Origin of the sequence: Bartonella sp. AU16XJBT (genome assembly GCF_028618665.1) — a bacterium.
Classification (GTDB): Bacteria; Pseudomonadota; Alphaproteobacteria; order Rhizobiales; family Rhizobiaceae; genus Bartonella.
This window is the reverse complement of sequence record NZ_JAQITF010000003.1, coordinates 1-13,023: the sequence shown is the minus strand read 5'-3', so window position 1 is coordinate 13,023 and position 13,023 is coordinate 1. Positions and strand designations below refer to the sequence as shown.

Genomic DNA, 13,023 nt, shown 5'->3' with positions numbered 1-13,023 from the left:
TTTTTTTATATATTTTATGCGTTGGAATAATGGGGGGTGATCATACAATATGTGTTGTGTAATAGACTCCTTAGGGGTCTTTTTTTATAGGCTCCTTTAGGGGCTTTTTTTATTGTCCTATCAAAGTAGGTGAGTGGGAAAAATGCGAAATGATCCAAAACAGCAAGAGAGTTTAGATGGAAAAATAATGTCGGGCGCTGAAATAGTGGTTCAGGCTCTTATAGATCAAGGCGTTAAACATATTTTTGGTTATCCTGGTGGGGCTGTTTTGCCTATTTTTGATGTTCTTTATCACCAAGATACACTCCAGCATATTTTGGTGCGCCATGAACAAGCCGCAGGGCATGCGGCGGAAGGCTATGCACGCAGTACTGGAAAGGTCGGTGTTATGCTTGTGACTTCTGGTCCAGGGGCAACGAATGCTGTGACACCTTTGCAAGATGCACTCATGGATTCTATCCCTCTTGTTTGTTTTTCTGGCCAGGTAGCGACAACGCTGATTGGAACAAATGCTTTTCAAGAGGCTGATACAGTTGGAATTACAAAGCCTTGTACGAAGGGCAATTGGCTGGTTAAAAATGTTGATGAGCTTGCGGACATTATTCATGAAGCTTTCTCTCTTGCTCAATCTGGGCGTCCAGGACCGGTTTTGATTGATATTCCTAAGGATATTCAATTTGCTTCAGGATTTTATAGAGCGCCTCAAGTTCAGAAATCATTACATTCTTTTCCATCGCTGAAAGGGAATAAAGGGAATAATTGTGAAGCTATCAAATCGGCTGTTTCTCTTTTAATGGAGGCAAAACGCCCTGTTGTTTATTCTGGTGGTGGTGTGATTTCATCGGGAGGGGAAGCTGTCCAGCTCTTGCGTAATTTAGTGCAATTGGGGGATTTTCCGATTACTTCAACACTTATGGGACTTGGTGCTTATCCTGCTTCTGGAAAAAATTGGCTCGGAATGCTGGGAATGCATGGAACCTATGAGGCGAATATGGCCATGCATGATTGTGATGTCATGTTAGCTGTTGGAGCACGATTTGATGATCGTATCACGGGGCGTCTTGATGCATTTGCGCCTCATGCGCGTATTATTCATATTGATATTGATCCTTCTTCCATCAATAAAATTGTCAAAGCAGAAGTGCCACTTATTGGCGATGTGGCACATGTTTTGGCAGATATAATGCAACATTTGCATGAGCATCAATTAAAGTTTGATCAAGAAAGTCGTAAAACATGGTGGCTGCAAATTAATTGCTGGAGATCACGCAAGTCATTGGCATATATGGAAAAAAAAGATGTTATCATGCCACAATATGCTCTTGAACGGCTTTATACTTTGACCAAAGATGCCCGTGCTTATATTACGACGGATGTCGGACAGCATCAGATGTGGGCAGCGCAGTATTATCATTTTGATGAACCAAAACATTGGATGACTTCTGGTGGTCTTGGAACGATGGGGTATGGTCTGCCTGCCGCGATTGGTGTTCAAATAGCCCATCCTGATGCACTTGTTGTATGTATTTCTGGTGATGCCTCCATTCAGATGAATATTCAAGAACTTGCAACAGCCATTCAGCATGACACACCTGTGAAAATTTTCATTTTAAATAATCAGTACATGGGGATGGTTCGCCAGTGGCAGCAATTATTGCATGGTAATCGTCTTTCTCATTCTTATACGGAATCGATGCCGGATTTTGTTAAATTGGCACAAGCTTATGGAGCGGTGGGAATTTATTGTTCAAAACCCGATGAACTTGATGATAAAATTCAGCAGATGATTGACTGTGATAAGCCTGTTCTTTTTGATTGTCGTGTTTATCATTTAGAAAATTGTTTTCCTATGATCCCATCGGGATGTGCCCATAATGAAATGTTATTACCCGATGAGGCAAGCGAGGAAGCTGTTGCAAATGCTGTTTCTTCTGAGGGGAAAATTCTTGTATAAAATAAATATGTTAGAAAAATTGTGAAGGATGGTGATGATGAAGTCTTTGGAGTCTTCATCTCCGTCTCTATCTTTGTGAAGAGTCTTTATTAGCCTTAGAGCTTATTTTATGATTTTTATTCTTTGTTTAAAGACATGGGCTATCTTATTATTTGTTCATCTAAAAATGTTATAAGTCGTGTCCAATTATGTTTGAATTTATTTGTACGCGCTGTTTGTTTTTTAAATTCATATGCTCACATTAATAGCTATTTCATTGCATTTTTTAGATAATACATTGAATTATCTTTTATAAATTAATTTATGTTGTCTCATATGTGAAAGATTCCGTCGTGCAAGAAAAAAGCCACCGTGCTTGAAGGGGGAAACCATGCAAACCGTCATGCTTGTGAAAACAATAGAAAAGTTTGTCACTATGTTTTGGTTTCACATTATGAAATGACTCCAAAATCGCTCTTGCAAGAGTTTGATCGGAGAATCCCCCTAGCGGCTTGAAAGGAAGGGCAAAAATAACAAAGATCAAATGCAATCATAAGAAAATCAATTGGCTACCATCGCTTATAATCAGGTCGTAACCTCACCTGATTATGCAGGAAAAATCTGTACATATGAGATATGTCGTCAATATATATAATACTCAACATCATATCATCATCAAGACATTAACATTGAAAGTCAAAGACTCTTTCTTTTATTTGTTCTACATATCTATGATTCCATAAATCTGCAGACACAAATACTCTTTGAATCCACCGCATTGGATTTTTATAACGATCAAATGATCCAGAAAATTTATCTCTAGAGTGTAGAGTCATTCTGTTATCAGTGTATAATAATCTTCCTGGTTGTACATCAATCCCAAAAGATACAGCCTTAATAGCTTCATAAAAACGATCTAAAGCGTCCTTGGCTTTTTCTGACTGTGGTTCTAACATGCCCGGATAAAAAACAGCGCTGATATCTGGGAATTCACCGTCTCCTTGAACGAGGGGTACTTTACTTGTAGAGGTTGTCCCATTTTTTCTCCATCTATAGGGAACATTGATTATATATAAATCATCTCTTAAGCTCCTCAAATCCTCCTCACTTAAAAGTTTTAAAGCGAGACGTGCATCAGATATTCTCGTTAACGGGCCATCAACATCATTGTGAACACCAGTTAAAAGTATCCCTTTAGGAGATAAATTTAAACCTTTTATAAATTTTAGTGCAGCATTTTCTATATGAAAATCTAACTCAACTTCAGATCCTAATCCTGTATAATCCTTTTTATTATCCTCTAAAGGAACTAGGTTATTTACTATATGTTCGCCTTCAAACTTAATTGAATAAGACTCTCCGATTAATAAAGAAAACATCATAATTAAATTTTCGCTTATATAACCGCTTTTACAAGACGAATCTAAATTATAAGGATTAGGTGACGTATTAATTTTTCTATCAATAGGAAGGTTTTCAAAGACTAAATATGGTCTAGGGGTAATAGACATCTTTTGATTCATAAGAATTGCCAAGATTCTATGGGGTAGTAGCGAAAATGCTATTTTTTAAGCTCAACCGAATATTCAATACCTAACGTATGGATCATACATAACATGGTCTAAAGCCTCTCAAAGTTTGTCGCTTTCGACATTGCTCAACTCAAAAGTATTTTCATTGATCATTATAATTTCCTCCCCAATTATATTTCCCTACTTTTTTATTAAGAAAAGTGAAAAAACAATAATTAAAATCAGCCATGTTCGTAAATAACTGTTTGTAAAATCTTGGATTAATCCAAATAATGGTGGAGCAGTAATAATTGCGATTTGATTTACAGACATGGCTAACCCCAGAGAAAAGCCAATGTTTTCTTTCGGGGAAGAGTCTACAATATAAGCAACTCACGGGCCATACTATCCCATTCCAAAAAAAACTAACCAGGCAGATAAAATAGTTCAATAAATTATGGATCCATTCATGCCCAAAATTAATATTAAAAATCCAAAAACGACTGCAATCATGCAAAACAAGGCAGGAAAAAATCGTCCTTTTCTACAATGATCACTCCACGCTGCTAAAATAATTCTTCCCAAAGCACCAGAAGCCTGTGAAACAGAAAACAAATAAGCACTTTTATCTAAAGCCAGGTGATAGATTCTATAAAAATAAATCGTTATAAAAATGGTTAAAACATATTGAACGATCACAAGTGAAACGCCTGAAAAAATAATATTCTTCATATGCGGTGCAGCCAACATTGCAAGACGAGATCTTACTTTGTATAGAACGAAACTCTTGCTGCTTTCTGGAACGATAGCGATACCTTTTGCTGGTGAGTGATAAAAAAATAATAAATATACATCCGCTTAAAAAAGAAACTATGGCTCCGACCAAAAACGCACCTTGTGTGCCATAGACAAGCACACTAGCTGGAAGAACTATCCCAGCTAATGCTTCACCTAATGGGAGTCACGCTTGCCTTATTCCCATTGCAAATCTGCGCTGCGGTTGTGAAAACCGATTGAGCGTCACCGGGTTGAGCAGAACTATAAAATCCCTCTACAATGAGAAACAAACCAAAAGGAAAAAATAGTTATCTGCGATTGCTCCAAACAAAAGAGCGATAGAAACGCCAACCGCGCCAACGCCAACATATGACGCTCGTTAAACTTGTCTCGTAATTCACCAGCTACAAGTAACCCAATAATAGGTAAAAACTGTGCTGCTGAAGACAGCAAACCTATCTGAGAGTGATTAAGCGAGAAATCCTTCTTAAAAAATTCAGCTAAAGGACCAATCCCTTGAACAAAGAAGCAGGCTGATGCTTGAGCGATGGTGGCAACAAGCAATACAATCCATTTATAATATTTTTCTATAAATTTATTATTGCGCGCGATGCCCCCTTCCAATTAACGTGTATTCCAATAAAGCGGCCTTTTTAAATAATGATTGCAACAATAAATGAGGGATTTTATGCTGATGACATAAAAATCTGTCAATACGATTGGTATTAATATGAAAGCTAAGAGAGATGCTTAATTTAAGGAAATAAGCTATTATGTGTCGTGCAAATTTAATACGCTAGCGCTATAAGATAAACTTTAAAATATTGGCTCAGCCGGCATTAAGCGTTCTTCATAAAAGACGCTATATTTTGGCAAGCTTTTTCAATATAATTCTCAAAGCTTTCTCCAGTCACATAGCCCAGATGCGGTGTGCAAAGAACTCTATCTGATTGCAATAATTTGCACTCATATACTGGCTCGCTGTCATAAACATCCAGTGCAAAGTAAATTGAATTTTCCAAACTTAGTATTTTTTCTATCGCCCCTTTTTCAACCAAAGCTGAACGCGCTGTGTTGACAAAAATAGCATGAGGTTTCATGTTCAATAGATCATCTAATTGAATGATTTCTCTGGTTTTATCGCTTAAACGTAAATGGATGGATATAATGTCAGGACGTGTAAAAAATTCATCTTTTGAATGCGTAAAATGATAACCTAAATCTTTTGCTTCTTGCATTGCACGCTGGCTTCCATAAACCAAAATGGACATGCCAAAAGCTTCAGCATATTGAGCAACCATTTTACCAATACGCCCAAACCCGTATATTCCAAGAGTAGCCCCTTTCATTTGGTTGCCAAATGTTGTTTGCCATCGTCCTTTTTGCATATCAGATACGGATTTACACAGTTTTCTACGCGCAGACATCATTAAGAGCCACGCAAATTCAGCAGCAGAAGTTGGATCTCCACCACCATCTAATATTTCAATTCCTAAGTCTCTACACGCTTTTATATCAATATGTGAACCTATAGGGCCGGTTTGACAGATTAATTTTAAATTTGGCAGTTTCAGGAGAAGATTTCTATCAACTCTAGTCCGCTCTCTGATTAAGATAAGAATATCGATCTCTTTGAGCTTATCTTCTAAATCACATTCTTTAGCTAAATTATTTATAACCAGCACTTCATGCGATTTCATTAATTTTGTAATAGACTGTAATGTTAGGGTGGCTTTTTGATAATCATCTGGAATTAATATTTTCAATTTAAACCTCCCGTTTCATTCATCAATATTGGCGCTCATTATTTCATTGCTAAAACAACCAAAAAGCAATCTCACCGCTGATATTTTGACATAAAGTCTATTAAAAAATTATCCCCCTTGATTCCATTATTATTTCTAGCAATAAGAATAGCATTAATCAGTTCGTTTTTATAAACTTTAAAACATTGAGACAAAAAGAAAAAGTTTGACTCAGTCGATGGAAAATTGCGCTTTTTTCATATTCTAGAGGACAAACCTGAAGTGCTACGCTGGACATGAAACCATGTCCCAGTTTTCTTATCATAGACTACCAAGAAGGCCATATTTACGAACCAGATTTTATTGTCGAAACAGAAAAAGCGACATATTTGTGCGAGATAAAGCGTGTTTCATATAAGCGTGATGTCTCTCTTTATTCGTTGAAATATAACTTATTTGTAGCATGAAGAGTAAATTTATTAAAATCATGATAAGAGGGAGATAGGATCTTTATAGGTATATTATCATAGGATTAAGTCGTTTTGTTGAGAGCTATTTCTATTTCTGCCAAAAGGTTTTTGATATATTTAATTATTATTTTTCCATAGTGGATGTACTTTATTTTTATGTGCAAGAAAGCTGATTGATTATGTAAAATAGTATTCGTAAAATTACATTATTCTTATCCTGTTAAGGACATTTTTTCTAGCGAGGGTTTTGCAATTGCAATGCTCTTTTTCTTATTCTAAATTTTGGTTAGAAAAAGCGTGTATAGGTGTTATTTTAAATTTAAGATATGCATATTCCATTGTTGGTGTTACTGTTGTAAAAATTGTTATAATAATTCGAAAAAGCAATGGGTAAATAATTGATAATTGTGCTACGAAAGTTGTTAGATGGGCGTGTGTCAGCAATTCTTAATAAAAAAGTTTTTCTTGATTGTCGTTTTTTTTCAAAATACTGCTCTTTTTATTTATGCAAATCTTAAGTTGGTAAACTATGCAGTTTTCACAGGAACAGGATAATGCATTGAAGGCTGTTGCCGCGTGGTTGAGGGAAGGGCGTTCTCCTCTTTTTCGCCTTTTTGGTTATGCGGGAACCGGTAAGACAACGCTTGCGCGCTATTTTGCAGAAACAGTTGATGGTTCTGTTCAGTTTGCTGCGTTTACGGGCAAAGCAGCGCAGGTTTTACGTTCTAAAGGTGCAAGCAATGCTTGTACGATTCATTCGTTGATTTATTGTCCCCGTGGAGAAGAGGAAATTTCCGATGAAATTACGGGAAAAAAGTCTATTGCTCCAACATTTACATTAAATCGAAGAAGTGCTGCCGCACAAGCTAAACTCATTATTGTTGATGAGTGCTCGATGGTCGATGAACAATTGGCACGTGATTTAATGAGCTTTCGGACACCAATTCTTGTTCTTGGTGATCCAGGTCAATTGCCTCCTATATCTGGTGGCGGTTTTTTTTCCAATGGAAAACCAGATTTTCTTCTTTCAGAAATTCATCGCCAAGCGCGGGATAATCCGATTATACGTCTTGCTATGGATGTGCGTGAAGGACGCGATATTACTTATGGTGATTATGGAGAAGCGCGCGTTGTGACACGTAAAGAGGTTAATCAACAATTGGTTTTGGAAGCTGATCAGGTCTTGGTAGGGATTAATCGTACACGCCACCTTTATAATCAGCGTTTACGTATGTTAAAGGGATTTACAGCAGAGTATCCGCAAGCGGGAGATAAGCTTGTGTGTTTGCGAAATGATCCTCCTAAAGGTTTGTTAAATGGCTCTTTATGGAAGGTGATGACTTCACAGAAGGAGACAGCTAAACCAAGTATTAATCTTCTTGTGAAACCAGAAGAAAGTGAGCGTGGGGTAACAAAGATTAAACTTTTAAAAGCAGCGTTTGAAAATCCTGATCAGGAAATTTCATGGCAATTAAAAAAGCGATATGATGATTTTGATTATGGGTATGCATTGACGGTTCATAAAGCGCAAGGTTCTCAATGGAATAACGTCGTTTTGTTTGATGAAAGTTTTGCATTTCGTGATATGTATGCACGCTGGCTTTATACGGGAATTACCCGCGCAGCAGAGCGTTTAACGATTGTTCGGTAGAAAAAATATGTGTATCATCCAAGTTTCAGACGGAAAATACCTTTTTTCTATCTTGTTACACACTGTAGAAAAATGGAAATGGGCATGGCGGTAAAACTTTCGGTTAATCTTAATGCTGTTGCTGTTTTGCGCAACCGACGTAATCTTCCCTGGCCAAATATCAAGAATATTGGGCATATAGCGCTTGCCGCTGGAGCGGCAGGTTTGACGGTTCATCCACGCCCTGATGAAAGGCATATTCGTTTTGCGGATTTACCAGATATATACAGTTTAATAAAGAACACTTTTTCTACTACTGAGTTTAATATTGAAGGTTATCCCAGTGATCAATTTTTGGATATAGCTGAAAACTATGCCGACCAGATTACTCTTGTTCCTGATGATCCAGATCAGTCAACGTCTGATCATGGGTGGAACTTTGCTCATGATGCAGAATTTTTAGCCCCTATTATTCAGCGTTTGAAAAAAAGAAAGATTCGTGTATCTCTTTTTGCAAATCCTACTATCGATGGTCTTGATATTGCTAAAGCAATAGGGGCTGATCGTGTGGAATTTTACACTGGACCTTACGGTGGTGCATTTCAAGACAAAACAACACAAGATCAAGAGCTCAATAAACTTGTTTTAGCCGCCAAAAGAGCGAAAGAGTTGCAGTTAGGTGTGAATGCAGGGCATGATCTGACGATTATGAATCTTCCTACTCTGGTCAAAAATGTTCCTTGGCTTGATGAAGTTTCTATTGGCCATGGGCTTATTGCTGATGCATTAGAGTATGGGATGCATGAGACTGTTCAGCGTTTTATTCGGTTGTTATCGTAATCTTTTTTTCTTTATAAAGTTGGAAGAGAAATTTTTATAAAACTTTGCCAGTTTATCTAAAAAAATAATATATGTTTAGCTCAATAACACTATTAATATGCATTATAAATATTCTATTGTCGCTCTGTTTATTGATCGCTTTCTATTTTTTATGTTTTTGAGTGCACGAGATGTTTTTTATTCGTACCGTCTATTATGAGGAAGGTTTAAAACCTTCTTTACTATAATTTCTTTGAAGCGATAAAAAATAGGGATTTTAAAGTGTTTTTATTATAAGAAGGGTGTGTAGGATTTTTAATGGATGAGTGTACAAAATTCTCTTGAGCGTAATAAAGATATTTTTCAATATGTTTGGGTTGATTTCACAATGTTATCTGCAAAGAGTATAGCACGAAATCTCCATGAATAAAAAAACTATTGTTCATCATCATTTTACGTCATAAAGATATAAGTGAGTGCCTTCATTGTTTATTTGCTTATTTAATGTTGTGCAGCTGCTTTTGCAAAATGGTTTATAAGAGATATTTGTGTGCAATTCTCCTTGTTGATGTACGAGGTTTTTTGATGATTTCATCATGAATAGATTTTTTAAAATCAGTAAATGCTTTTTATCGATAATATCAATTCAATACGCTTTGTTGCAACATTGGGAGCGAGAAAATAAAATGATGAGATCGACTGATCGCTTTATGAAGGAAAGATGGGGGGGGCGCAATAAATCTTAGACTATTACAAATCTTAAGGTAGGAATTCTTGAAAAGATCTCGAGCGCAGTGAGAAATTTCTTTAAAACAAGCGCGTGAGTAAATAACACAAGAGTGTTCTATTTTGGGCATTCTTTTTTGCGTGAGAGGCGTGGCTATTACAGAATATAAAAAGTAAAAGTTGTAAGCTAATGTATACTCTCTGTTATTTAAAAGATATTACTGTATATATATTTTTGAAGGCTGTATTAAAACAATACTTGTTATTTTGTAATTTTTCTTGCTATCCGCATTGATTTGGTTCATGTTAAAAATTGTATGTTGTATCTTAATTTTTAGGCTATAACATTTTGTGGCGCTATAGGAGAATAGAATCTTAGCAGAGATATATTTTCTTGAGAAGTCTTGTGTTTTGTAAGTATCATTTTTGTAGCACAGCAGTTGAAGTTTATTTGGGGATCCGTATATGTTTTGGGAATGTTTGGGGGCCACGTTTTTTCTATGCAATATGTAGACTTTAGAAGATTATACAATGGCTGTGTTCTTATAAGCGGTGTTTTTTATCTTTATGAGTGTGTGATGCACTGAAGATAATGTTTCTTATTTAATAAAAATAATCTGAAATCCAGTTTAAATTAGAGAAAGAAGGAAGTGTTTTTATGCGTGTTTATTATGATCGTGATGCGGATGTTAATCTCATTAAAGGAAAAAAAGTAGCCATTGTTGGTTATGGTTCTCAAGGGCGTGCGCACGCTTTAAATTTGAAAGATTCTGGTGTTCAAAATGTGCAAATAGCTTTGCGTTCAGGGTCGGAAACAGTTAAAAAGGCTACGGCCGATGGTTTTGAAGTGGTGAGTGTTGCTGAAGCAGCAAAATGGGCAGATCTCATCATGATGGCAACACCAGATGAATTGCAAGCTGATATTTATAAAGAGCATATTCATGACCATTTACGTGATGGGGCGGCGATTGCTTTTGCCCATGGTTTGAGCATTCATTTTGGCTTGATTGAACCTAAAAAAACCGTTGATATTGTGATGATTGCTCCTAAAGGTCCAGGCCATACAGTTCGTCATGAATACCAACGTGGTTGTGGTGTTCCTTGTTTAATAGCGGTGGCACAAGATGCTTCAGGGCATGCGCATAGTGTAGCATTATCTTATGCATGTGGACTTGGTGGTGGACGCGCTGGGGTGATTGAAACAACATTTAAAGAAGAGTGTGAGACTGATCTTTTTGGTGAACAAGCAGTTCTGTGTGGTGGTCTTGTTGAACTCATTCGAGCAGGGTATGAAACACTAACACAAGCAGGCTATGCACCAGAAATGGCTTATTTTGAGTGTTTACATGAGGTTAAACTGATTGTTGATCTCATGTATGAAGGGGGCATTGCAAATATGAATTATTCGATTTCTAATACAGCTGAATGGGGCGAATATATGTCTGGTCCACGTGTGATTACGGATGAAACCAGAGCAGAAATGAAACGTATATTGAAAGATATTCAAACGGGTAAATTTACATCGAATTGGATTCAAGAATATAAGGCAGGTGCTGCTCATTTTAAAAGTATGCGGCGTTTAAATGATAATCATCCTATTGAAGAGGTTGGTAAAAAGCTTCGTTCTATGATGCCTTGGATAAAATCTAATGCTTTGGTTGATAAAGAGCGTAATTAAAGCCTCTAAGAGATGTTTTTCACGTCTATAGTTTTATAAACAAATATCAAAAAAGGGTAACTTGAGTTACCCTTTTTATATGTTTTTTGCACATAGGTTTTATTTTTTAGGGGCTTTATTTTTTAAGTTTTTGCATAACTCTTTCTTCCAAAAAGAAAATATACAATGCCTAAAAATATAAACCATGCTGGTGTATATTTTAAAGCTATGGCGGTATCTGCTTCTAATGACAATAAATAAATAATGAATGCAAAGAAAACGAGAAGCGCCCAACACATCACAACACCCCCTGGCATTTTATAAGGAGAGACAGTATGCTGGAGAGGACGATTGCGACGATAAATGATATAGCTGATCAAAATGATAGACCATACAAATATAAATAAAATTGCGGCAATTGTCGTAACAATTGTAAAAGCAGCTATAAGGGTTTGAGATAACGATACAATCGCATAACCTAATAAGATACATAAACATGAAAAGAATAATGCGTTGGCTGGAACATGTTTACGAGAAAGTTTTCCTAAAAATTTAGGAGCTCCTTTTTGTGTTGCTAGTCCATATACCATACGGCTGGTAGAAAAAATTCCACTATTTGCTGAAGAGGCGGCAGCTGTGAGGACAACAAAATTCATCAAACCAGCAGCAGTTGGAATACCAATAAGTGCATACATTGTTACAAATGGGCTTTTTTCTGGACTAATTTGATCCCAAGGCATTACAGACATGATCACAAGAAGAGAGAAAATATAAAAGAATACAATGCGGACTGGTATTGAATTGACAGCCTGGGGTAAAGCTTTTTGAGGCTCTTTTACTTCAGCTGCCGCTGTTCCTGCGAGCTCAATGCCAACAAAAGCAAAAATAGCAATTTGAAATCCAGCAAAAAAGCCAGTAATCCCTCGTGGAAAAAGATTTCCACCATTCCATATATTGTTAAGGGAAGCAACCGTACCGTTTGGAGAGACAAAACCGGTGAAGATCATATAAAATCCCACAACAATTAAGACTAAAATTGCTACGATTTTGATAAAACCAAACCAGAACTCAAGTTCGCCAAAGAGTTTTACGGCGACGAGGTTAAGGATTAAAAAGGACATAAGAGCAATGATAACAGGAATCCATGGGTTGAGTTCAGGCCACCAAAAATGTGCATAAGTGACAATAGCAATAATTTCAGCAGTTCCAGTAACAATCCAACACAACCAATATGTCCAGCCGATAAAGAATCCAGCACATGGTCCTAGAAGATCGGTCGAGAAGTCAATAAAAGATCGGTATTGTGTATTAGAAAGCAATAATTCTCCCATAGCACGCATGACAAAGTATAGAGCACAACCAATAATCGCATAAACGAGGAGGATTGAGGGGCCTGCTACACTGATTGTTTTTCCTGATCCCATAAAGAGACCTGTTCCAATCGCTCCACCAAGGGCTATAAGTTGTATGTGGCGGTTATGTAGTCCACGTTGCAATTTCTTCTTAGTTTTTTTTTCTAAATTTTGTTTGTTCATTTTTGGGAAGTTCCCTTTAGTTATTTTAAGATAAAAATTACCCTAAAAAAGGTAATCCTTTCTATCGGAACATGATATGCTTAATGAGTAAAGGAATTTTTTTCTATTATTTTATATAAATAAAGAAAAAATTTTATTGATTAATGTTATAATTATTTTATCAAAAATTAATATTATATAAATATTAGTATAAAATTTTAATTTTTGGATATTTATACAT

Annotated in this window: 9 protein-coding genes; 4 read left to right on the top strand and 5 right to left on the bottom strand. The window is 36.4% G+C overall.

Annotation, left to right across the window (positions count from 1 at the left end; all coding sequences use genetic code 11):
- Nucleotides 1-142: 142 nt before the first annotated feature.
- Nucleotides 143-1,954 (top strand): acetolactate synthase 3 large subunit, encoded by a 1,812-nt coding sequence (locus PVV66_RS02275; RefSeq protein ID WP_273717801.1) that lies wholly within the window; start codon nucleotides 143-145, stop codon nucleotides 1,952-1,954.
- Between the two features lie 662 nt (nucleotides 1,955-2,616).
- On the opposite strand, the gene PVV66_RS02270 is transcribed toward PVV66_RS02275, so the two are convergent.
- The 4 genes from PVV66_RS02270 to PVV66_RS02255 all read right to left on the bottom strand — a co-directional run bounded on the left by PVV66_RS02270 (nucleotide 2,617) and on the right by PVV66_RS02255 (nucleotide 5,987).
- Nucleotides 2,617-3,456 (bottom strand): TauD/TfdA family dioxygenase, encoded by an 840-nt coding sequence (locus PVV66_RS02270; protein ID WP_273717800.1) that lies wholly within the window; start codon nucleotides 3,454-3,456, stop codon nucleotides 2,617-2,619.
- Between the two features lie 435 nt (nucleotides 3,457-3,891).
- Nucleotides 3,892-4,176 carry a hypothetical protein gene (locus PVV66_RS02265; RefSeq protein WP_273717798.1) on the bottom strand — a complete coding sequence of 95 codons (285 nt, stop codon included), beginning with the start codon at nucleotides 4,174-4,176 and terminating at the stop codon, nucleotides 3,892-3,894.
- Between the two features lie 306 nt (nucleotides 4,177-4,482).
- Nucleotides 4,483-4,845: an MFS transporter gene (locus PVV66_RS02260; protein WP_273717796.1), complete on the bottom strand. Its 363-nt coding sequence runs from the start codon at nucleotides 4,843-4,845 to the stop codon at nucleotides 4,483-4,485.
- A gap of 215 nt (nucleotides 4,846-5,060) precedes the next feature.
- Nucleotides 5,061-5,987 carry a D-2-hydroxyacid dehydrogenase family protein gene (locus PVV66_RS02255; protein ID WP_273717794.1) on the bottom strand — a complete coding sequence of 309 codons (927 nt, stop codon included), beginning with the start codon at nucleotides 5,985-5,987 and terminating at the stop codon, nucleotides 5,061-5,063.
- A 978-nt stretch (nucleotides 5,988-6,965) separates the two neighbouring features.
- Between PVV66_RS02255 and PVV66_RS02250 the strand changes: the two genes are divergently transcribed.
- The 3 genes from PVV66_RS02250 (at nucleotide 6,966) to ilvC (ending at nucleotide 11,289) form a co-directional block, all read left to right on the top strand.
- On the top strand, nucleotides 6,966-8,087 hold the full coding sequence (locus PVV66_RS02250; protein WP_273717792.1) for an ATP-dependent RecD-like DNA helicase: 1,122 nt from the start codon (nucleotides 6,966-6,968) through the stop codon (nucleotides 8,085-8,087).
- An 84-nt stretch (nucleotides 8,088-8,171) separates the two neighbouring features.
- The gene (locus tag PVV66_RS02245) at nucleotides 8,172-8,906 is read left to right on the top strand and encodes a pyridoxine 5'-phosphate synthase (protein WP_273717791.1); all 735 of its coding nucleotides are present in this window, start codon (nucleotides 8,172-8,174) and stop codon (nucleotides 8,904-8,906) included.
- 1,363 nt (nucleotides 8,907-10,269) lie between these two features.
- Nucleotides 10,270-11,289, top strand: a complete 1,020-nt coding sequence (ilvC, locus tag PVV66_RS02240; protein WP_273717789.1) for a ketol-acid reductoisomerase — start codon at nucleotides 10,270-10,272, stop codon at nucleotides 11,287-11,289.
- A 122-nt stretch (nucleotides 11,290-11,411) separates the two neighbouring features.
- Here the strand turns inward: ilvC and PVV66_RS02235 are convergent, their stop codons facing one another.
- Complete coding sequence (locus PVV66_RS02235; RefSeq protein ID WP_273717787.1) at nucleotides 11,412-12,803, bottom strand: amino acid permease; 1,392 nt, start codon at nucleotides 12,801-12,803, stop codon at nucleotides 11,412-11,414.
- Nucleotides 12,804-13,023: the final 220 nt, after the last annotated feature.

Excerpts from the sequence above, each read along its gene's own strand:
- PVV66_RS02270 (WP_273717800.1), bottom strand. The coding sequence starts at position 3,456 with ATGAATCAAAAGATGTCTATTACCCCTAGACCATATTTAGTCTTTGAA.
- PVV66_RS02235 (WP_273717787.1), bottom strand. The coding sequence starts at position 12,803 with ATGAACAAACAAAATTTAGAAAAAAAAACTAAGAAGAAATTGCAACGT.
- PVV66_RS02275 (WP_273717801.1), top strand. The coding sequence starts at position 143 with ATGCGAAATGATCCAAAACAGCAAGAGAGTTTAGATGGAAAAATAATG.
- PVV66_RS02245 (WP_273717791.1), top strand. The coding sequence starts at position 8,172 with ATGGCGGTAAAACTTTCGGTTAATCTTAATGCTGTTGCTGTTTTGCGC.
- PVV66_RS02265 (WP_273717798.1), bottom strand. The coding sequence starts at position 4,176 with ATGAAGAATATTATTTTTTCAGGCGTTTCACTTGTGATCGTTCAATAT.
- PVV66_RS02250 (WP_273717792.1), top strand. The coding sequence starts at position 6,966 with ATGCAGTTTTCACAGGAACAGGATAATGCATTGAAGGCTGTTGCCGCG.
- ilvC (WP_273717789.1), top strand. The coding sequence starts at position 10,270 with ATGCGTGTTTATTATGATCGTGATGCGGATGTTAATCTCATTAAAGGA.